Raw genomic sequence first — 20,444 nt, 5'->3', positions numbered from 1 at the left:
ACGAAATCATAGATTTCTGTGCTTCTCCCCCCCTAAGAACGCTAAGCCAATTGCCCAATACGCAGTATTGCAAATTAATCGCAGACATATAAATACATTTTACCCAGACCTTAATCCCTATGAGAGCAAACAGACGTATGAGCTACTAATCAATTATTTAATTATTAAAATTTGGGGTATATATATAGTGAAAGGGGTAATCGTCTATGTATAACAATATCTTACTCGCATATGACTTTGATAACTCATTCAATAATGTGCCGAAAGAATTAGAAAACCTTACTGCGCACAATGATGAAGCGCGCGTAACTATCTTTAACGTGATACCGGAGTCAGACTTACAAGCTTCAGTGCGTTATGAAAATAAACACTTCGAATCACTTGCTGAAGAAAAAGGTGAAGAACTCACACCTTTCGTTCAAAAATTAGAAGATTTAGGATTAAAAGTTCGTGTGCGTTTTAGTACAGGAAATATTAAAAACTGTCTTCTTACAGAAATTGAACAAGAGAACTATGATATCGTAGTGATGAGTAATAAACGTGCGAAACCTGATATTAAAAATGTCTTAGGTAACGTTACTCATAAAATCGCAAACAGTGCGAACATTCCAGTTCTTATCGTTAAATAAGATGACAAGAAAAGAAGCTTTCGCTCCCTTGATTCAAGGCTGAGCGAAAGCTTTATTTATGTGTTATTTCTGTTGTTCTAAATAATCCTCAATTACTTGAAAGACACCAGAATCATCATTAGATGGTGCGCGATGTTGAGCTGCTTGCGCTACGTTATCGCTGCATTCTGCCATCGCATAACTGTGTGGTGTCATCTTTAACATTTCCAAATCATTGTCCGCATCTCCGAAAGTCATGAGTTCATCTGCTTGAATGCCCCACTTTTCAAGTAACTCCTCTAAAGCATGACCTTTATTCACTTCAGTTAAGATTAAATCGATACTATCATTCCCACTCGTAACTGCGCGCACCTCGTCGTAGTCGTCTTCAATAATTTCAACAATTTTATCTACCATTGAAGCATCTTTGACACGTAACGCGATTTTGACAATCTTCGTATCTTCGACGTCTTGTAAGTCACTCACGCGTTCTTTGTAGTAGTAGTATTGATCGACGTAATCGTAGAAATCATCCGCTCGATCGTCAAGTATGTAGGCGCAGTTAAGTGCGCTGAGTACGACATCTTTGATGCCGAAGTCTTCTGTGATCATTTCGAGTAGTGATGTCACGGTATTTTCCGGGAAATAATGTGCAGTCATGATTTCTCCGTTGTCGACTGTGATGGCTCCGTTCTCAGCGACGTAGGAGATGTCGTCTTTCTTGTTTGGAAAGAATGACTGGAGTTGGGCGAGTTGGTTGCCGCTTGCGACGATGAATTTGATGTTGTGGTCTGTGAGTTGTTGGTAGATGCGGTCGAAGTAGTCTTCGTCCATGGTGTTGTCTGATTTGAATAGTGTGCCGTCTTTGTCTGTGGCGATTGCTTTGATCATTCTTGTCACCTTTCTTTTTTTCTGTGTGATGAGTAGTATTCTATACCCGTTTTGTGTTTGGATAAAATGTATTGCTTTGTGCTCTATGGAATGTAGGGTGTTGTCCTAATTTGCATTCGATGGAATGTAATATTATATATTAATTTGCAATACTGCGTATTGGGGGTGGCGACGCTTTCCGCAGGCATGGCTTGAGCCTGTAGTCTCAAGACGCATGCTATTCCTGCAGGAGTCGCGCCAACCCTTTACTTGTATTGCATGTATTTCTATATTTTATAAACTTCGACCTAATGCTTAATTAGACTATAATTACTACTCATACACACACATTACTTTCTTTATTTTTGTGTTTAATTATAGTATTTCGAGGATGCAATACTGTGTATTGGGTAGGAGAGACGGCTCCCTTTCTTAGGGGGGCACGCTCAACTAATTATTTCTCGCTGAGTTAGCTCGAAATAATGGATTTTCGCTGTGCCCTTTAATCCCTCAAGAGTCTCGCCTTCTCCTACCTTTTACTCGTGTTGCATGAGTACTAAGAAATATTGATCTTCTTCATTTACGTATTCGACTACTCCACATCACACTACTTCTTCTTTTTTATTTTGTTTTAATTATAGTGTTTCTAGGATGGAAAGAGTTTCTTTCTAACTAGTTCATACTCGTGCATCGGAGTCTACCTACATCCAATATATTATTAGATAGATTATAATCTATTCTATTAAGGTGAAATCTCTACTATTTTACATCTCAAATCTTCAATTTATCTCTAAGGGCTTATTGTAGTACTTGGCTAAAGTTCATGTAAACTCAGCCCCTAATCTCGTCATAAATTAATATATTTTATAACTTTTATCCACAAATAATACGCACCTCAACGTCACTGTCGAGGTGCGCATCTCTATCTGATTAGAACTGCTCTAAGAACGCTTTCGCATCTTTATTGATTTGTTTAAAGTCAATACCTTGGTCCATGGCTGCGAAGACACATCCGCAATAGCACTGTCTAAAGATATTATAGTCGTTACACATTTGGATTGAACGTTCGTACCCTTTATTCTTCTTAAAGTCACCTGGTAGATAGTTCACATCGTAAATCTTCTGTACATCCATGCCGATTTCGTTGATGAGTTGTGCGTTCTTCTTCGGTGAAAGTGTCAGTGCACTACCGAAGTAATCATAGCCGTATTCCACAGCCGCTTCAGCTACGAATTCTAGACGCATTTCGAAGCAAGCTGTACAGCGACGGCCGCCTTCTGGTTCTTCTGTTAACCCTTTGTCTTTCGCCATCTTCATAAATTCATGTGGTTTGTATGGCGCCTCAATATATTTCACATTTGCGCCAGTACGTTCGTTGAAGTCGTGAACGAACTGTTCTTGAACTTTTGCACGTCTCAAATACTCATTTTTAGGATGAATGTTTGGATTGGCAAAGTAAATCGCTACATCCGCATATTGTGTGAGAAACTCTAGTGTATAGGTACTACACGGCGCACAGCAGCTATGTAGTAGGATGCTTGGACGCTCCCCATTGCGTTCCCAGTCATTTATCATTTTTCGTAGGACTTTATCATAGTTAATCTTCTGATTTTTCATTTTCGCTACGATGCCATCCATTTCTATCATATTAATCACCCTTTTATATTGCTTTACCAAATTATATCAATAGTTGTTCATTAGGTGTAGTTTATTTTTTCGTAAAATGGTAAAATCTGTTCATCACTTCTTCAAATTGCGATGAGAATCTAACTTACATGCATTTTTCAATACTATTCTCTCTTAAAGTAAAATTTGTCACAAAATTTATTTCACAACATTGAGAATTATCTAACTATTTTCCGAGAATTGTGCTATGATATAAATTATCTTATCGCTCTGTCATGAACGGAGTAATACATTTTAATATCAATCAGGAGGTTACTCATGGGAGGTTTTACTCAAAAGATCTTCAAGAAAGAAGATCCATCAGTCTATCAAGATAAAGATTCGCATCTCGAACGCACGCTCCGTGTTAGAGATGTGATTGCACTCGGAGTCGGGACAATTGTTTCTACGGCTATCTTCACTCTACCTGGTATCGTTGCTGCACAACATACAGGACCAGCCGTAGTCATCTCATTTATCCTCGCTGCCGTCGTTGCTGCACTCGTATCCTTTGCTTACGCAGAAATGTCATCCACTATGCCTTACGCTGGCTCAGCCTATTCTTGGATTAACGTCGTCTTTGGCGAAATCTTCGGTTGGATTGCAGGTTGGGCACTATTAGCCGAATATATTATCGCCGTCGCATTCGTTGCCTCAGGTTTCTCAGCCAACCTTCGCGGCCTCATCTCGCCACTAGGTATCCAGTTACCCGATGCTTTAACTCATACATTAGGTGCATCAGGCGGCATCATCGATATCATTGCTGCTATCGTTATCATTTTAACTGCATTACTACTCTCGTTTGGCGTATCAGAAGCTGCACGAGTAGAGAATATCCTTGTAGTATTAAAAGTCTTTGCCGTCTTGCTCTTCATCGTAGTCGGACTTACAGTGGTACATCCAGAGAACTACGTGCCATTCATCCCTGAATACAAAGAAACTGCAAATGGCGCATTCGGTGGCTGGCAAGGTATCTACGCAGGGGTCTCAATGATCTTCCTAGCTTACATTGGCTTCGACTCAATCGCAGCCAACTCAGCCGAAGCCATCAATCCTCAGAAGACGATGCCACGCGGAATCATGGGTTCACTCATCATCGCAGCAACACTCTTCGTTGCCGTTTCACTCGTACTCATCGGAATGTTCAAATACTCCGCATACGGTACGACAGCTGAACCTGTAGGCTGGGCACTACGCCAAAGCGGATTCGGAGTCGTAGCCGCTATCGTTCAAGGTATTTCAGTCATCGGTATGTTCACAGCACTCATCGGTATGATGCTCGCAGGTTCACGACTCGTCTACTCATTCGGACGTGACGGCCTACTACCATCATGGTTAGGTAAATTGAACAAAAAACACCTACCAAACAATTCATTGATTGTACTCACAATCGTCGCAGTCATCCTTGGTGCAGTGACACCATTCGAATTCCTAGCACAACTCATTTCAGCAGGAACACTCGTCGCATTTATGTTCGTATCAGTCGGTATCTTCGCATTACGTCGCAGAGCAGGTAAAGACTTACCAGAACCTGGCTTCAAGATGCCATTCTTCCCAGTATTGCCAATCCTAGGATTCCTCAGTACAGCAATTGTATTCTGGGGACTCGATAGCAAAGCGAAACTCTACACACTCGCTTGGTTCATCTTCGGACTCGCAATCTACTTTATCTACGGACTTCAACATTCTAAAAAACACATCAAAGACTAAAAATAAGCACCAGGCGCATACTAGCGTCCGGTGCTTTAATTGTGTGCAGCACATTCATCACAACATAATAAGATATTTAGAAATTTTCCACTCAGAACTTAGTAATCCAAATACCTTCGAACTCTAATTCCCAGAAACCCTCTATTCACACTGTCCCCTCCAATAAGTACTTTCCCTCCCTTCCTACCATACACCCCAATAAAAAAAGAGAATGGTAAGAATTGAGTGAGTATGAAGAAGTGGATTAGTAGAGTGCATAGAATGTTATATTCTTGTGCACTAACGATTTAAAAATTCACAAATACTTACTTTGAGAAACACAAATTAGTACGACACCCTTGTTTAGAATAAACAGTAATAAATACTATCTTCCTTCCCACCCACCAAATAAATATTATGGATATGAAGGTGAGGATGGGATAGTTGGATAATATATTTTTTACAGCAATAGGATGATATTGAAGAATGATCATTTCGAGAAACTGAAAGCTGAGAAACATTTCGTTAAAGAATTACTTTATCCTTACACTATTACAGAACTGAAAACCGTTCCTAGACACAAAATTAATTCACCGCACACTAAAAGAGATGATACTAAGTCTGACGCCCGAGGGATCAAGCTGCAGCCGAAAATCCATTTTCGCTTGCATCAAAAGCGAAAATTAGTTGAGGCGCAGCCCCTGGGCAAGCATGACTTAAAGTATCATCTCCCATTTATTACAAACTATTCAATTTCCACGAACTACCAAAGGTTTTCAGTTCTTTTCTCGTAAGAGAAAACCATTCAACCGAAAACCAGCATAACCCTTTCAGTTTTCTCGCAAGAGAAACAAAAATTAGTATGACATTCCTAAATAGAAGAAACAGTGATGAATTCTCATCATTTTACCTTACACAAACAAGGTAGCTTACTTATCCAACAACTGCTCCTTCAAATCCTTACGCTCATAATCCATAGAATAAGGGTCATTCAACCAATAAATACCCTCATCAACCTTAATCGTATGCCCATTCTTCACAGCATCCGTATTCTTCCAATAATCCTTATCCTCAAACGACAACTTACTGCCCTTCGCAACCGGAGTAATCACATAATCCCCAGCCATCTCAGGAATCTCCTCATTCGAAATCTCAGCCAAGTCATTCTTCTTCGTCGCCTTCTCAACCTTATCCGGCATCTTCATACCAAACGAATCATACACGACCTCACTACCATGACCATACGTCTTACCTAACGCATAAACCTTCTTATCAAAGTCCTTGATAATAGAAACCGTCGTATCCTGACCTAGCTTATCCTTGATTTCTTTACTATCATTCTTCGTTTTCTTATCCCAATCATCAATCCATTTCTGAGCCTTATCTTCTTTGCCCACAAGCTTACCTAACTCTTTATGTTGATCCTTATAATCATGTTTCTGATAATCGTAAGCCACTGTTGGCGCAATCTTATTCAATTTCTTCAAGTTCTTATCCGTATTGTATGTAACGATAAGATCTGGTTTCAATTTCGCAACGCTTTCCACTTTCTCTGGATCGACTTTCTTCACGCCTTTAAATTTCTTCTTGAGGACTTTACTGTCATCCACGATGTTCGCTACACCCACGATGTTTGTGTCGAGCTGTTTCAAGCCACCTGCGTAAGTTGTTCCAAGTACCACAACACCCTTAGGATGTTTCGGCACTTTCACTTTCTTGCCATCGTCCTGCTTGTACGTCTTCTTATCATTCTTATCTCCGTTATCGTCTGAGCCATTTCCACATGCTGCGAGTACAAGTACGAGAACAATCAACGGAATGAGTAACTTTTTCATATTAAAATGCTCCTTTTTTCTCAATTACGTTAAGTTATTTTCAATTATACATCGCATAAAATATTATTCAAGTTAATTGATAAGCGTTTTCAATATTTTTACTCATCTCTGATAAAGCTATTCTTCGTAAACTGCAACTAATTCCTTGGTATAAGTTGCACGTTGTTCATCAAACAAATCTGAGCATTCAAAGTAATCGACAATACGTCCGTCTTTTAACACCACAAACTCATCAACAAATTGTTGTAAGAACGCTAGATCGTGCGAAATCACTAACATGCTCTGATGGGTCTCTCGATGGTATGCGGTCAGTATGTCTATCACATGTTGTTCGGCAATCACATCTAAGTTGGCGGTGATCTCATCACAAATGAGGAGTTCCGGCTGAAATATCAAAGTGCGGATAATGTTGAGCCGTTGAAGTTGGCCCCCACTGACTTGACCCGGTCGTTGTCGCAACAGCTCTTGAGGTAACTTCAATGACACCATTAACTGTTCGAGTCGTTGTTGCACCTCTGCAGATTGCGTCTTGTTATAATACTTCAAGGCTTCGCTCATCGAAGCGCCAATCGTCATATCGGGATTGAAACTTTGGCTCGCATGTTGAAAGATCGGCAAGATACGCTGATTCGAGCGGTGAACCTGACCTTTCGTCGGTTTCTGAGCACCCAGAATAACTTGGCTCAACGTCGTCTTTCCAGAACCACTTTCACCTACTACACCGACGATACGACCTTTCTCAAGCGTTAAATTGATATCATGTAAGATTTCGCGCTTACCATAGTTAAAGTGCACATGTTCTAGTTGTATCATTAGCTTTGCTCCTTCGTAAGTCGTTTACGTGCTGCGAAGAGTTGACGTGTATAGTCTGTCATCCGTTGTTGCCCCACATCTTCTGCGGTTAAATGATCAACGTGTTGTCCTGCTTTCATCACGTCAATCACATCACTGTGTTGTTGGGCTTGAGATAGGTCATGCGTAATGAGTAACAGTGTTTGGCCGTGAGTCGCAGTCAAGTGCGTCAACAGTTCCATAATCGCTTTCCCTGTCAGCACATCTAATGAGGCAAGTGGTTCATCTGCAATAATCACTTCAGGATTCAACATTAAGACGCTTGCAATTTGTATGCGTGCGAGTTGTCCGCCCGATAGTTCAAAGCGATAGGCGTGTGCGATTGTATATTCAAGATTCACCCGCTTCAACGCTTGCGTCACACGGCGTTGTGCTTGCTGACGTGATACTTGGAAATGATAGCGATAAATCTCAGCGAGTTGTTTATCTAATCGCGTATGATTATTGAAACTATGCGTATAATCTTGATCAATGTAACCTATCTTACGTCCTAAAAGTGCTGTAGTAGACTTCAGCTGTTTACCTTGATAACACAAAGCTTCCATAGAACTGTGTAAATCATTCGGAAGCGCCCCAATCAACGCTTTCGCCGTTAAACTTTTACCGGAGCCACTTTCGCCAATCAACATATGTAGATGACCACGCAATAATGTCAACGACACATCTTGAACGAGAGGTTCACCTGTCTCAGTTGCCACGTTAAGATGCTCCACACTTAATATTTCTTCAGTCATGAGCTTCACTTCCTTTGTCTAACAGTCGATCTCGTAACGCATCTCCTGCTAAGTTGAAGAGCAGAATCGTCAAGGAAATCATCGCAGCCGGCGCAAGCATCAGAATCGGATGACTCGTCATATAACTTCGACCTGCATTCAGCATCGCACCCCACTCTGGAGATGGGGGTTGTGCGCCTAAACCGAGGAATGAGAGTGATGAAATATACAAAATAATCTTACCGAAATCGACCGTCATAATCACAATGAGCGAAGGCCAAGCACGGCGCATGCAGTGTTTCCACATAATGACAAGATTGGGGACATGAAAGTATCGCGCCATCTGAACATACGGTTGCTTCACTTCGCTACTCACTAAGGCGCAAGTGAGCCGCGTATAGGTCATCCATTTAATCAGAACAATCGCAATGACTAAAGTCCAGATACTCGGTTTGAAAAAGCTAGCGAGCGCAATCATTAAGACAAATTCAGGGATGCTTAACCCGATATCCACTAAACGCATCATCGCAGACTTCAGCCATCCTCCATAATAGCCAGCTACTAATCCTAATGGAATACCGACCAATGCTGTCACAACGAGTGTTAACAGTGTTACGACAAGGGTGTAACGTGCACCAATAACAATGCGGGCAAAGAGATCGCGTCCATAATCGTCAGTGCCTAACCAATGTGCACCAGAGGGCGCACGTAACGTCTCACCTAAGTGGACGTCGAACGCTTGATGTGCGCTTACGAATAATTGACTCGCCACGACAATGACCATGTAAACCACACAAAGAAGGATAAGCAAATTCGAGCCTTTGATTATCTTTTTCATAATATGCCTCCTCCTTTAGGCGTGTCCTTTTTACCAGACTGATCTACACGTTTCTGAACTCTTCGCTCTGGATCGAGCCACATCAGAATCACGTCACTCACCGTATTCGCGATCACGACGAAACAACCAATCATCAGCACAGCACCTTGAACGACCGGATAATCACGTGCACGAATACTATCGACGAGAAAGTGGCCAATGCCTGGAATACCGAATAAATTCTCAATGACTACGGTTCCACCTATTAAGCTGCCCACCGACATACCTAGCATCGTCACGATGGGAATCAGCGCAGGACGCAACATGTCTTTACGTAAAATAAAGCGCTCCGAAAGTCCACGATTGCGAGACGCTTGCACTTCACGTGAATGATAGCCCTCAACGAGACGTGAACGCATGAGCCGCACATAGTAAGCACTCATACCCAGACTTAATGCGACCACGGGCATCACATAGCTTAAAGGCGAATCAATGCCTGATGACGGTAACCAATGAAGTTGCTCGCTCAGACAGTAAATTAATATAATGCCGATAAAGAACGAAGGAATGCTGACCACAAAGGAAGTGACGATACGAATCACTCGGTCCAAAGCACGTTGATAGTATTTCGCTGCGAGTATCCCAAGTGGGACCGTCACGAGAAAGACCACTCCAATTGTCGCGCCAGCTATGATCAGCGTAGGTGGCGTATAATACAGCAATTCTTGCGTCACTGGCTCTCCAGTTTGATAACTTTGTCCGAAGTCGAGATGTATCACTTGGCCTAACCAATGAATGTATTGCGATAGAAAGGAAGCATTCAAGCCTAAACTTTCACGTGTTTGTTCGACCTGTTGATGAGAGACATTGGCTTCATCGAGATGAAGTATCTTGTCTACAGGATCTCCAGGCGCGAGTTTCATCAAGATAAACGTCACAGTAGAAAGGACAAATAATACGATGATCATTTGTCCTATTCTAGAAAGTATGCTTTTTACAATCATGAGCCTTTATCCACCTTGTAATCTACCAAGTAAATATCTTCTGGAGAGGCTTGAAGGTGATGCACTTTATGGTTCATCGCTATGAGCGTGTCATTGTAAGCGATGTAACTATTCGCTTGATCTTTGTCTGACGCCTTCAGAATTTGATCGGTCAGTTGATGGCGGTCTTGCGTATTGACGGTCGTGTTCAACTGATGAATCAGATCTACGACATGTTGATTGTGATAATCACCTTTGTTAATCGCACCCTCTGGCATATACGCTTGGTTGAAGAAATAACCTGTGTCGCCACGTGGTAAGGTACCAAAGCTATACATCGACACATCCCATTGTTTCTTATTCTTCAAGTAACCTTCAATATCGTCTACATTACGAATATCTAAATCGATATTCGCTTTCTTCGCATCTGATTCAATCACTTGCGCAATCTTAGGCAGTTCTGGACGTCCATCATAGCTCACCATCTTCAATTTCAACGGATGATGTTGATCGTAGCCCTTGTCTTTCAACAACTGCTTCGCTTTTTGAATATCTTGAGCAGTTGGTTCTTGATCTTTAATATAATCTAATTTGTCATTAAACGGCCCTGTCGCTGGGTGTGCGTAGCCTTTGTAGATATGTTTCGTGATACTATCTCTATCAATGACACGATCCAAGGCTTCTCGCACATCTTTATTCACTTTATCACTTGTATGATTGTAGAGTAACAGGCTCGTTCTGAAACCTGATACATTGGATACTTTCGTCTTATCGTCTTTCTTCAAGCTATCCATCTTCTCAACTGGCACATCTGTAATGACGTCTGCGCGACCTGCTTTCAAGTCACTCGTACGTTTATCGCCATCTTCTTGGTAAGACACTTTCAGATGTTGCATCTTCGGCTTACCTTTCCAGTAGTGTTCGTAACGATCCGCTTCAATCGATTGTGATTGACGGTAGTGCTTGATTTGGTAAGGCCCTGTACCTACAGGTTGTTTCTTCACGTTCCCTTTCGCTTGCGTATCATAAATACCTGCGAACGGACTAGCTAGCTCTGACACGAGTTCTGGATAAGCTTTAGAGGTATGTATCTTTACCTCTTGCCCACTTGCTTCAATTGACTTGATAGGTAACGACCCTTTAACGAGACCACTGTTATCCAAGCTTTCTTCCAGACTCTCTTTTACTTTTTGCCCTGTCAGCTTTTTCCCATTTTGAAAATGAATGTCGTCTTTCAGCGTCAAGTCCAATTCTTTATTTGATGGTTGATGATAAGATTTCACTAATTCTTTCTTCACTTTGCCGTTGGACTGAGCTTTAAAAAGCGCTTCTACTGCACCAATCTTCACAGGCACATCAGTATCATAAGGCGCAATTGACGTCGTTTTCAGTGGAATCTCCACATTCAATGTCTGCGCTTGATCTTTCTGACTTGCAGAACCACATCCTGCAAGGAGTAATGTACATGAAGCAACCATTGCGATTACTTTCTTCATGGTTCCATTCCTTCTTTCAATCAAATTATCCATGCTTCTTATATCAAGTTGTCATTCATTGGCGGAGACCCTCATCGTATTATTTACGCAGTCCCCGCACAGTTATTCGTTCAGACACATCATTCACAAAGGTAAAACGATGATTCGCTTACCCCCCCGCTCTCCCTCACTCTTTTTCAAACAATTAATCATCCTGCACTTTCATACTTGAACCTGCAAACAACATGATCCACGTCGCTACGATAAATGGCAAGGTAAACACGGGGATTCCGAATGGCGTGAGTAAGGTCGTAAGCCCAGCATGTAGCACAATCGTCAACAAGATACCGAGCACGATACTTACGATGCGATGTAGACGTGTGTTAAAGGCCACGCCGAGTGCGAGTGTCGTCAAGATAACGTTATAGCCAAAGAGACCTTCGTTGACCTCGTCATGATTGGCACCCATCAACATCACTACACCTAAACCAATGAGGTTAGCGAATATGGCATAGAGTCCTGCTTTACGTGAGGCAACGAAGATTCCGATGAGTATCAGAATCCCTGCGAGGAGACTTTTCAGCAGGAAGATTTCACTAAATCCCGTAAAGAACGCCGTAATTATCTGTATCGGATGGTGTGAGTATTCAATCTCATGCACTTTATCCGGTAAAATGTTGACGTTCGCATTGATGAATTCAAATTGGAAAGACATCAACAAGATAATCCAACTGATGAAGACGTACGGCATTGTCAACATCGGAACGTTAAATGGCTTGAAGAACTCTCTGAATGCTGAGCCGATGGGTAAAGTAATGACAATCGCCACAAGTACTACGACATAGCTATACCATTCATTAGAGAGGAAGAGCGTCAGCGCAATCGCAGTTAGTACTGGGTTAAAACCTGCGAGCCCCTCTTTAATCTCCGCATCAGAATAGTTTGTCCAAGGCGCTAACAACAAAGCGACGATACTCGCGATTAAAGTCATGATACCGACTTCAATGCTACCAATCCATAAACCGATGAGAATCAACAAACCGGTCCACGCGTTGTTAATCAATAATACTTGCGAAATATTGCGCAGAATAATGCGTATGTAATTCAAGTCCTCACCTTCTCAATTTGGTTATACAAATCAATACTATTATATAATTCTACAAATATAAAGTAATACATTTTTCATAATTACACTATTAATATTAGTAGTGATTATTTATTGTTAGCTTTTTTCTTGTAGTAGCACATAATTAGGAATAACATTATAAATAGACAGTATTAAATAGTTTTACACACAATATTTTTACAGAAAGTAGGGAACGCTGTGCATTTTACTCAACGTGAACAAGATAAACTCATGTTGGTGGTCGCTGCAGATGTAGCTCGCAGACGTCAACAACGTGGGCTGAAACTGAACTATCCTGAAGCAATGGCAATCATCAGCTACGAACTCCTCGAAGGGGCTCGAGATGGTAAATCAGTAGCTGAATTGATGAGCTATGGTAAACAAATCTTAAATGAGGACGACGTGATGGAAGGTGTTGCAGATATGTTAACTGAGATGGAAGTCGAAGCGACATTTCCTGACGGTACGAAACTCATCACTGTCCACCACCCTATCGTCTGAGGAGGTCGTATGATGAAACCTGGTGAAATTAAAGTTAAAAATACCGAAATTACGGTCAATCAAGAGCATCATGAAACGCGATTAACAGTGAAGAATACAGGAGATCGTCCAGTCCAAGTGGGTTCGCACTATCATTTCTATGAAGCGAATCCCGCTTTAGACTTCGAACGTGAGAAAGCGTATGGCAAACACCTCGACATTCCAGCAGGTGCAGCTGTCCGTTTCGAACCTGGCGATGAAAAGGACATTCAACTCGTTGAATATGGCGGTAATCGTCGTATCTTCGGCTTCCATGGTGAAGTTAACGATACAGTTGATGAATCACGTGTCGTGAAACCTGGCGAAGATGATACGAGCGATGATTCTAAGATTATCGCTGCTGAAGACGAAGGTTCTGAGAATGCTAATAAAGAAAGTGGGTATGACCAATGAGTTTCAAAATGACGCAATCACAATATACGAGTCTCTATGGTCCGACGACGGGCGATTCTGTACGTTTAGGTGACACAAACTTATTTGCGCATGTCGAAAAGGACTACGCGACTTACGGTGACGAAGCAACATTCGGTGGCGGTAAATCTATCCGTGACGGTATGGCGATGAATCCGAATGTGACACGTGATGATAAAAATGTCGCAGATCTCGTCATTACTAACGCCTTAATCCTTGATTACGACAAGATTGTTAAAGCAGATATCGGTGTGAAGAATGGCTACATTATGAAAATCGGTAAAGCGGGTAACCCAGACATCATGGACAACGTGGACATTATTATCGGTTCAACGACAGACATCATTGCTGGCGAAGGTAAAATTGTGACAGCTGGCGGTATCGATACGCACGTGCATTTTATCAATCCAGAACAAGCCGAGGTCGCACTCGAAAGCGGTATAACTACACATATCGGTGGCGGTACAGGTGCATCAGAAGGTGCGAAAGCGACAACCGTAACGCCAGGTCCATGGCATATCCATCGCATGCTTCAAGCTGCAGAAGAACTGCCATTGAACGTGGGCTTCACTGGTAAAGGACAAGCCGCAAACCATACTGCGCTCATCGAACAAATTCACGCTGGTGCAATCGGTCTGAAAGTACACGAAGACTGGGGTGCGACACCTTCTGCGCTCGATCACGCACTCTCTGTAGCGGACGACTATGATGTCCAAATCGCGCTACACGCAGATACGTTGAATGAAGCGGGCTTTATGGAAGATACGATGAAAGCAGTCAAAGGTCGCGTACTACACATGTACCATACGGAAGGTGCAGGTGGCGGTCATGCTCCTGACTTAATCAAATCTGCATCCTATTCACATGTGCTCCCATCATCTACGAATCCTACCCTACCTTACACACACAACACGATTGACGAACATCTCGACATGGTTATGATCACCCATCACTTAAATGCCTCAATTCCAGAGGACGTAGCTTTCGCAGACTCTCGTATCCGTAAAGAGACAATCGCTGCAGAGGACGTCTTACAAGACATGGGTATCTTCAGTATGATTAGCTCTGACTCTCAAGCGATGGGACGTGTCGGCGAAGTCATCACGAGAACTTGGCAAGTTGCGCATCGTATGAAAGAACAACGAGGCAGCCTTGAAGGTGATGGCGAATACAACGACAACAACCGTATCAAACGCTATATCGCGAAATATACGATTAACCCTGCCATCACACATGGTATTTCAGACTATGTCGGTTCCATCGAAGGCGGTAAGCTTGCTGACTTGGTTATCTGGGATCCGGCATTCTTCGGAGTGAAACCTGAACTCATCGTTAAAGGCGGTTTAATCAACTCTGCAGTTAACGGCGATGCGAACGGCTCTATTCCTACTTCCGAACCGATGAAATACCGTCGTATGTATGGCCAATATGGTTCTAACATTAATGGTACCTCAATGACATTCGTATCAACGACTGCATTTGAACATGATATCGCGCAAGTACTCGGCTTACGCAGTAAAGTGCGCCCAGTGCATGGCATTCGTAACTTAACGAAACAAGATATGAAGAACAATAGTGAGACACCGAAATTAGATGTCGATCCACAAACTTACGAAGTCTTTGTAGATGGTGAAAAGATTACGAGCGAACCCGCACAAACTTTACCGCTCGCACAACGCTATTTCTTATTCTAATTGAAAGGAGCTAACACCAAGATGATAGTTGAAGAAATTCAAGGCAACATCGCGCACTTAAGTCCTGATGAGAAGAACATTCATACGGAAAAGGTCTACTTAGAAAACTCTGATTTAGTTAAACGCATTCAACGCGTAACGACGGATCACGGTAACGAAATCGGCATCCGTTTAAAAAATCCAATCGACTTACAATACGGAGACATCTTATACAAAGATGACGACAACATGATTATCGTCGACGTCAATTCTGAGGATTTACTCGTCACCAAGCCACGATCACTGAAAGAAATGGGTGACATCGCCCACCAACTCGGTAACCGTCATATGCCAGCGCAATTCACAGAAACAGAGATGCTCGTACAATATGACTATCTCGTCGAAGATTTATTGAAAGACTTAGGCATTCCATACAGTCATGAAGCACGTAAAGTCAATCAAGCATTCCGCCATATAGGACACTCTCATGATTGATCATCAAGCTTTACGGCTCTTTCAATTCTGTGATTCCCAATTTCCAACTGGCGCTTTCAGTCATTCATTGGGGCTCGAAACGTACATTCAACGCGGCGTCGTTCATGACGAAGTCACTTTCCATGAGTGGCTTCAGCTCTTTCTCAATGAACAACTGACATATTCCGACGGCTTAACGATGCGTCTCGTTTATGAAGCGCTCAATAACGAAGATACGGACAAGATTCTGCACTTAGATCGTCTCATCTTCGTTCAAAGTTTACCGAAAGAGACGCGTCAAGGTACGAAACAGATGGGCACGCGCATGGTCAAATTGGCTATGGAACTTTACGACAGTGAGTGGATTGCTTGGTATCATCAACAAATGTTAGACAAGAAAGCCAAGTTGCACCCTGCGATTTGCTTTACGATGCTCGGTCACTATTTAGGCGTCGATCTACCATCCATCATCGACTATTACCTTTATCAGAACGTGTCGAGTCTCACACAGAACGCAGTGCGTGCAATTCCGCTCGGTCAGACAGCAGGTCAGCGTATCGTTCATCGTATGTATCCGACGATTACCGCCGTGCGACAACATATATTCGACATTGACGAATCCGAACTTGGCATTACCGCTCCAGGTCTTGAACTCAACCAGATGGAGCACGAACATGTCAACGTCCGTATTTTTATCTCATAAGTCTAAATAGCTATTTCAAAGGAGGAATTGACTGTGACAGATACAGTTAAAATTGGTATCGGAGGTCCTGTAGGTGCGGGTAAAACCCAACTCGTAGAAAAAATTGTCAAACGCCTTGCCAAAGATATGAGCATCGGCGTTATCACTAACGATATTTACACGAAAGAAGACGAAAAGATTCTCGTCGATACAGGTGTGCTACCTGAAGACCGCATCATTGGTGTCGAAACAGGCGGCTGCCCTCATACAGCGATTCGTGAAGATGCTTCAATGAACTTCGCTGCTATCGATGAGCTAAAAGAGCGTAACGACGACATCGAACTCATCTTTATCGAATCAGGCGGTGACAACCTTGCTGCGACATTCAGTCCTGAACTGGTTGACTTCTCAATCTATATCATCGACGTTGCTCAAGGTGAGAAGATCCCACGTAAAGGTGGACAAGGTATGATCAAATCCGACTTCTTCGTCATCAACAAGACCGACTTAGCCCCTCACGTAGGTGCTTCACTCGAACAAATGGAAGCCGATACACGCACATTCCGTGGCGAACGCCCATTTGCTTTCACTAACCTCAAAACAGACGAAGGTCTCGACGATGTCATCAACTGGATCGAACGCGATGTCTTTCTCAAAGGATTAGAGTAATGACGACGCAACAACCTAAGTGGACAGGAGAGCTAGATTTAACGGTCTTTCATAATGGTAGAAAGTCAGTCGCACGTGACATCTTTTTTGAAAAAGCCCTAAAGGTCATGCGTCCCATTTACCTCAATGGGTCTACGATTCCGACCTTTTACATCGTTAATGTCGGTGGTGGTTACTTAGATGGCGACCGCTACCGCATGAATTTCGATGTTGAAGCGAACGCAGCAGTCACGCTAACATCTCAAGGTGCGACAAAGATTTATAAGACACTGGAAGACCATGTCGAACAATACCAGACTTTTAATATCGGAGAGCACGCCTATCTAGAATACGTCGGTGATCCGATTATCGCTTACGAACATGCGAACTTTTCCAACACAATCATTTTAACCTGAGCCCAACAAGCAGTATATTCTACACCGATATTCTGACGCCTGGCTACTCTAGCGAAGATTCCGATTTCAGCTACGAACAGCTGCACCTAATTAATGAAATTTACGTCGATAACGAGCTCGTCGTCTTCGATAACTTACGCTTGAACCCTGCGAAAGATGCGGTGGGCGGTATTGGCTATATGGAAGACTACACACATCTCGGCTCATGTTACTTTATCCATCCAGACGTCACGCAGAAGATGATTGACCGTCTCTACGACATCATGAAATCTGCAGCGCAAGATTTAGACTGTCGCTTCGCCATATCACAGCTCCCAACCCACGGCTTCAACATCCGTATTCTTGCCCGTAAAACACAAGTCATTGAACGCTTATTAGGACAAGTCCAAGATCAAGTTGTCAAAGACCTGTTCGATAGAGAAGCACCCTTCTTACGCAAATATTAATAGAAGAAACAAGCTACGTTTTAGGAGCGCGCTAAAACGTAGCTTCTTTGCGTTAATAAGATTGATATTGGAAGATGAATATTATAACTTTGTTTCAAAATCTTATGTCGCCACACTCTCTTCCTAGAAACACCTTATTAAACCAAACACAAACAAAGAGAGAGGGGGTGGTGATTGAGATGACTTACAATTAGTAGAAACCTGTTCAAATTACATGCAACACAAGTAAAAGGTGGGAGTAGGCGAGACTCTTGAGGGATCAAGGGCACAGCGAAAATCCAGTAATGATACGCACCAAGCATCATTACTTAGTTGAGCGTGACCCCCTAAGAACGCGAGCCGTTTCTCCCACCCAATACGCAGTATTGCAAATTAGTACAACACACCCTATTCCTACAAATACAAATTAGTACAACACACTACATTCCCTCAAATGCAAATTAGAAGAAGACATTTTAATCATTTCACCCCACAAAAAAAGACAAGGCCAAAAGCATACACCTTCAACCTTGCCCCAAACAATATACTAATCAGCAGGCGCCTCAGTCTCGCCCCGCTTCTTATTCATCTTCATCTTAATCGGCGCATAAATCAATACCAGAATCATCAGCACACCAAAGTAACCAATGATCGGATACAGAATCGCCATCAAATCAGTAAAGCCAACAAAGCTTACAATATAACCAATAATCAACGTCACCGTAAAGATCACCTTAAACTTCGACGTACCCGCATCAGAAAAACGCGTCGCTAAAGAATAGAACATACCCAGACACGTATTAAAGATCATCAAGTACACCACAATCGCCATAATAAAGCCAAGAATAGGAGAAATCTCATTCACCAATCCAAGCATAGGCAACGGCAAGTGACCTACAACATCAATTTTAGAGAAAATCGCAAGGTGACTCACAATAATCATTAATCCAAGCACAAAGCCACCAAGCAAACCACCGATAGCCGCAATCTTACTATTCTTCTCATTACCACCCATAACGAACGTCATCGATGCACCGAGACCCACGTTCAGTGATACATAGTTAATACCAGACACAACCCAGTTATTAATCGCTGGTTTATGTCCTTCTGCTAAATGGTTGAGATGACCGAGAGAGCCATCCAACGTAAAGATACAGAAGATCGCGATAATAAGAATAAAGATAATAAGTAATGGTGTGACATTACCAATAATTTTAACTACAGCGTCAATACGCAACATACCAGCTAAGAACGTGATAATCGCCATGAGCGTCGTACCAGCCCATGTCGGCCAACCAAATTGTTGCTCAAGGTTAGAACCGCCACCTGCTAACATAACGATACCGAAACAGAGTAGCGTCAAGATGAGAATCACGTCGATGAGCCATGACAACGTATTTCCGAACCAACCGGAACCTGTAATCTTATGTACGACATCGTTGTGACCTGTCGCTTTAAATTTCGAACCGAGCCACATCATCATCATACCCACGTACGCAAAGAGCACTGTGGAGATGAGTGCAGCGAAAGTTCCTACCATCCCAAAGCTAGTGAAATATTGCAGAATCTCTTGACCGGAAGCGAATCCTGCTCCGACGATCAATCCGATAAATGCACTACCTATCAATAGTATTCGTTTCATAAAAATCCCCTTCGTATGTAATCAAATTTCGTTAGCGTGTGACGAGCACTGGTGTCTCATCGAGTTATTCGCTAACGACGATGCTTTTAGTCCCTTAAAGCATAGTAATGATAAAAGTTTATACCGTACACCTTACAACAGGTTTGTTAGTTCTAGCAATAAATAACCTTTGATTATAGATAAAATTATAAAAAGTAAGCGCTTACAAAACTATATTATCTGAATATAATCACGAATGCAATAGGAACATTTTAACTCTTATGCACATAATGACTTAAAAACAGATGCTTAGACCTTGCAGTCATCGAACTGATAGAATGGAGAAGTTATTACATATTTTTAACCGGGGGAATGGGAATGGATTTAGAATATATTTCACAAAACGTGGTCAAGCCTGAATGGATAGACCACAACAATCACTTACACGACGCAACGTATTACGCAATCTTTAGCGATTCTGTCGTAGAACTGTTCGAAAATATGGGATTCACGATTGAATATCGTCAGAATAACGAATGCACAGTGTTCTCATTAGAATCTCACTTGTCATTTTTACAAGAGCTCCAAGTGAACGAACGCTTCTACATCGATCCTTACATTTATGACTACGATCACAAGCGTATCCACCTCTTCTTGACGATGTACAATGAGAAAGATGAGCGTGCAGCTACGTACGAAGTGATGATGATGGCGGTAAGCAACTATGAGCGTAAAAGTATGAACTTCCCACAAGAAGTAATCGAGAAATTCGAAAGTTATTATCAAGCGCAAGAACAAAGAGAAATGCCACCACAATTCGGGCATGTGATAGGCATTCCAAGAAAATAATAAAAAAGAGTGAGCGAGACTTCGTTACTATGGCTAAATGCATAGTTGAAGTTCGCTCACTTTTTGTATTTG

19 protein-coding genes and 1 pseudogene are annotated in these 20,444 nt (G+C 42.2%); 10 read left to right on the top strand and 10 right to left on the bottom strand.

The window, feature by feature from the left end:
• Positions 1-206 precede the first annotated feature (206 nt).
• Positions 207-629: a universal stress protein gene (locus tag HMPREF2802_RS03380; RefSeq protein WP_002471426.1), complete on the top strand. Its 423-nt coding sequence runs from the start codon at positions 207-209 to the stop codon at positions 627-629.
• A 63-nt stretch (positions 630-692) separates the two neighbouring features.
• Here HMPREF2802_RS03380 and HMPREF2802_RS03375 read toward each other — a convergent pair whose 3' ends face one another.
• Together HMPREF2802_RS03375 and HMPREF2802_RS03370 are read right to left on the bottom strand one after the other, a co-directional pair.
• On the bottom strand, positions 693-1,499 hold the full coding sequence (locus tag HMPREF2802_RS03375; protein ID WP_002471409.1) for a Cof-type HAD-IIB family hydrolase: 807 nt from the start codon (positions 1,497-1,499) through the stop codon (positions 693-695).
• A 909-nt stretch (positions 1,500-2,408) separates the two neighbouring features.
• Complete coding sequence (locus HMPREF2802_RS03370) at positions 2,409-3,125, bottom strand: epoxyqueuosine reductase QueH (protein WP_049407248.1); 717 nt, start codon at positions 3,123-3,125, stop codon at positions 2,409-2,411.
• A 297-nt stretch (positions 3,126-3,422) separates the two neighbouring features.
• Here HMPREF2802_RS03370 and HMPREF2802_RS03365 point away from each other — a divergent pair, with 297 nt between their 5' ends.
• Entirely contained in the window at positions 3,423-4,853 is a 1,431-nt protein-coding gene (locus HMPREF2802_RS03365) for an APC family permease (protein ID WP_049407251.1), read from the top strand.
• A 908-nt stretch (positions 4,854-5,761) separates the two neighbouring features.
• Here the strand turns inward: HMPREF2802_RS03365 and HMPREF2802_RS03360 are convergent.
• The 7 genes from HMPREF2802_RS03360 to yut form a co-directional block, all read right to left on the bottom strand.
• Positions 5,762-6,667 (bottom strand): ABC transporter substrate-binding protein, encoded by a 906-nt coding sequence (locus HMPREF2802_RS03360; protein WP_070502752.1) that lies wholly within the window; start codon positions 6,665-6,667, stop codon positions 5,762-5,764.
• A gap of 117 nt (positions 6,668-6,784) precedes the next feature.
• The gene (locus HMPREF2802_RS03355) at positions 6,785-7,480 is read right to left on the bottom strand and encodes an ATP-binding cassette domain-containing protein (protein WP_070502751.1); all 696 of its coding nucleotides are present in this window, start codon (positions 7,478-7,480) and stop codon (positions 6,785-6,787) included.
• The gene (locus tag HMPREF2802_RS03350; protein ID WP_070502750.1) at positions 7,480-8,253 is read right to left on the bottom strand and encodes an ATP-binding cassette domain-containing protein; all 774 of its coding nucleotides are present in this window, start codon (positions 8,251-8,253) and stop codon (positions 7,480-7,482) included. The genes HMPREF2802_RS03355 and HMPREF2802_RS03350 overlap by 1 nt, the downstream gene beginning before the upstream one ends.
• A complete protein-coding gene (nikC, locus tag HMPREF2802_RS03345; RefSeq protein WP_070502749.1) occupies positions 8,246-9,070 on the bottom strand; it encodes a nickel transporter permease in 825 nt (274 codons plus the stop codon). The genes HMPREF2802_RS03350 and nikC overlap by 8 nt, the downstream gene beginning before the upstream one ends.
• The gene (gene nikB, locus HMPREF2802_RS03340) at positions 9,067-10,053 is read right to left on the bottom strand and encodes a nickel ABC transporter permease (protein WP_070502748.1); all 987 of its coding nucleotides are present in this window, start codon (positions 10,051-10,053) and stop codon (positions 9,067-9,069) included. The genes nikC and nikB overlap by 4 nt, the downstream gene beginning before the upstream one ends.
• Entirely contained in the window at positions 10,050-11,528 is a 1,479-nt protein-coding gene (gene nikA, locus HMPREF2802_RS03335; protein WP_070502747.1) for a nickel ABC transporter substrate-binding protein, read from the bottom strand. Before nikA ends, nikB begins: the two co-directional genes overlap by 4 nt.
• A gap of 184 nt (positions 11,529-11,712) precedes the next feature.
• On the bottom strand, positions 11,713-12,615 hold the full coding sequence (gene yut / locus HMPREF2802_RS03330; protein WP_070502746.1) for an urea transporter: 903 nt from the start codon (positions 12,613-12,615) through the stop codon (positions 11,713-11,715).
• A gap of 216 nt (positions 12,616-12,831) precedes the next feature.
• Here yut and HMPREF2802_RS03325 point away from each other — a divergent pair, with 216 nt between their 5' ends.
• The 7 genes and pseudogenes from HMPREF2802_RS03325 to HMPREF2802_RS03295 all read left to right on the top strand — a co-directional run bounded on the left by HMPREF2802_RS03325 (position 12,832) and on the right by HMPREF2802_RS03295 (position 17,923).
• On the top strand, positions 12,832-13,134 hold the full coding sequence (locus tag HMPREF2802_RS03325; protein WP_002471596.1) for an urease subunit gamma: 303 nt from the start codon (positions 12,832-12,834) through the stop codon (positions 13,132-13,134).
• Positions 13,135-13,146: 12 nt separating this feature from the next.
• Positions 13,147-13,566: an urease subunit beta gene (locus tag HMPREF2802_RS03320; RefSeq protein ID WP_049407262.1), complete on the top strand. Its 420-nt coding sequence runs from the start codon at positions 13,147-13,149 to the stop codon at positions 13,564-13,566.
• On the top strand, positions 13,563-15,278 hold the full coding sequence (gene ureC / locus HMPREF2802_RS03315) for an urease subunit alpha (RefSeq protein WP_049407264.1): 1,716 nt from the start codon (positions 13,563-13,565) through the stop codon (positions 15,276-15,278). The genes HMPREF2802_RS03320 and ureC overlap by 4 nt, the downstream gene beginning before the upstream one ends.
• Positions 15,279-15,299: 21 nt before the next feature.
• Complete coding sequence (gene ureE / locus HMPREF2802_RS03310) at positions 15,300-15,752, top strand: urease accessory protein UreE (protein ID WP_070502745.1); 453 nt, start codon at positions 15,300-15,302, stop codon at positions 15,750-15,752.
• Positions 15,745-16,434, top strand: coding sequence for an urease accessory protein UreF (locus tag HMPREF2802_RS03305; RefSeq protein ID WP_070502744.1), 690 nt, complete (start codon positions 15,745-15,747; stop codon positions 16,432-16,434). The genes ureE and HMPREF2802_RS03305 overlap by 8 nt, the downstream gene beginning before the upstream one ends.
• A 33-nt stretch (positions 16,435-16,467) precedes the next feature.
• Positions 16,468-17,082, top strand: coding sequence for an urease accessory protein UreG (gene ureG / locus HMPREF2802_RS03300; RefSeq protein WP_049407269.1), 615 nt, complete (start codon positions 16,468-16,470; stop codon positions 17,080-17,082).
• Positions 17,082-17,923, top strand: a pseudogene (locus tag HMPREF2802_RS03295) (urease accessory protein UreD). Before ureG ends, HMPREF2802_RS03295 begins: the two are co-directional and overlap by 1 nt.
• A gap of 526 nt (positions 17,924-18,449) precedes the next feature.
• Here the strand turns inward: HMPREF2802_RS03295 and HMPREF2802_RS03290 are convergent.
• Positions 18,450-19,544, bottom strand: a complete 1,095-nt coding sequence (locus tag HMPREF2802_RS03290) for a YkvI family membrane protein (RefSeq protein ID WP_070502743.1) — start codon at positions 19,542-19,544, stop codon at positions 18,450-18,452.
• Positions 19,545-19,901: 357 nt separating this feature from the next.
• Here HMPREF2802_RS03290 and HMPREF2802_RS03285 point away from each other — a divergent pair, with 357 nt between their 5' ends.
• Complete coding sequence (locus HMPREF2802_RS03285) at positions 19,902-20,372, top strand: thioesterase family protein (protein WP_002471726.1); 471 nt, start codon at positions 19,902-19,904, stop codon at positions 20,370-20,372.
• Positions 20,373-20,444: the final 72 nt, after the last annotated feature.

The organism is Staphylococcus sp. HMSC071G07, assembly GCF_001811435.1.
Classification (GTDB): Bacteria; Bacillota; Bacilli; order Staphylococcales; family Staphylococcaceae; genus Staphylococcus; species Staphylococcus pettenkoferi.
Note: the sequence above shows the minus strand (reverse complement) of the source record. Positions and strands in the feature narration are given on the sequence as shown.

Bases quoted from the DNA above. Each gene is read 5' to 3' on its own strand.
- HMPREF2802_RS03380 (WP_002471426.1), top strand. From the start codon at position 207: ATGTATAACAATATCTTACTCGCATATGACTTTGATAACTCATTCAAT.
- HMPREF2802_RS03375 (WP_002471409.1), bottom strand. From the start codon at position 1,499: ATGATCAAAGCAATCGCCACAGACAAAGACGGCACACTATTCAAATCA.
- HMPREF2802_RS03370 (WP_049407248.1), bottom strand. From the start codon at position 3,125: ATGATAGAAATGGATGGCATCGTAGCGAAAATGAAAAATCAGAAGATT.
- HMPREF2802_RS03365 (WP_049407251.1), top strand. From the start codon at position 3,423: ATGGGAGGTTTTACTCAAAAGATCTTCAAGAAAGAAGATCCATCAGTC.
- HMPREF2802_RS03360 (WP_070502752.1), bottom strand. From the start codon at position 6,667: ATGAAAAAGTTACTCATTCCGTTGATTGTTCTCGTACTTGTACTCGCA.
- HMPREF2802_RS03355 (WP_070502751.1), bottom strand. From the start codon at position 7,480: ATGATACAACTAGAACATGTGCACTTTAACTATGGTAAGCGCGAAATC.
- HMPREF2802_RS03350 (WP_070502750.1), bottom strand. From the start codon at position 8,253: ATGACTGAAGAAATATTAAGTGTGGAGCATCTTAACGTGGCAACTGAG.
- nikC (WP_070502749.1), bottom strand. From the start codon at position 9,070: ATGAAAAAGATAATCAAAGGCTCGAATTTGCTTATCCTTCTTTGTGTG.
- nikB (WP_070502748.1), bottom strand. From the start codon at position 10,053: ATGATTGTAAAAAGCATACTTTCTAGAATAGGACAAATGATCATCGTA.
- nikA (WP_070502747.1), bottom strand. From the start codon at position 11,528: ATGAAGAAAGTAATCGCAATGGTTGCTTCATGTACATTACTCCTTGCA.
- HMPREF2802_RS03320 (WP_049407262.1), top strand. From the start codon at position 13,147: ATGAAACCTGGTGAAATTAAAGTTAAAAATACCGAAATTACGGTCAAT.
- ureC (WP_049407264.1), top strand. From the start codon at position 13,563: ATGAGTTTCAAAATGACGCAATCACAATATACGAGTCTCTATGGTCCG.
- ureE (WP_070502745.1), top strand. From the start codon at position 15,300: ATGATAGTTGAAGAAATTCAAGGCAACATCGCGCACTTAAGTCCTGAT.
- HMPREF2802_RS03305 (WP_070502744.1), top strand. From the start codon at position 15,745: ATGATTGATCATCAAGCTTTACGGCTCTTTCAATTCTGTGATTCCCAA.
- HMPREF2802_RS03290 (WP_070502743.1), bottom strand. From the start codon at position 19,544: ATGAAACGAATACTATTGATAGGTAGTGCATTTATCGGATTGATCGTC.
- HMPREF2802_RS03285 (WP_002471726.1), top strand. From the start codon at position 19,902: ATGGATTTAGAATATATTTCACAAAACGTGGTCAAGCCTGAATGGATA.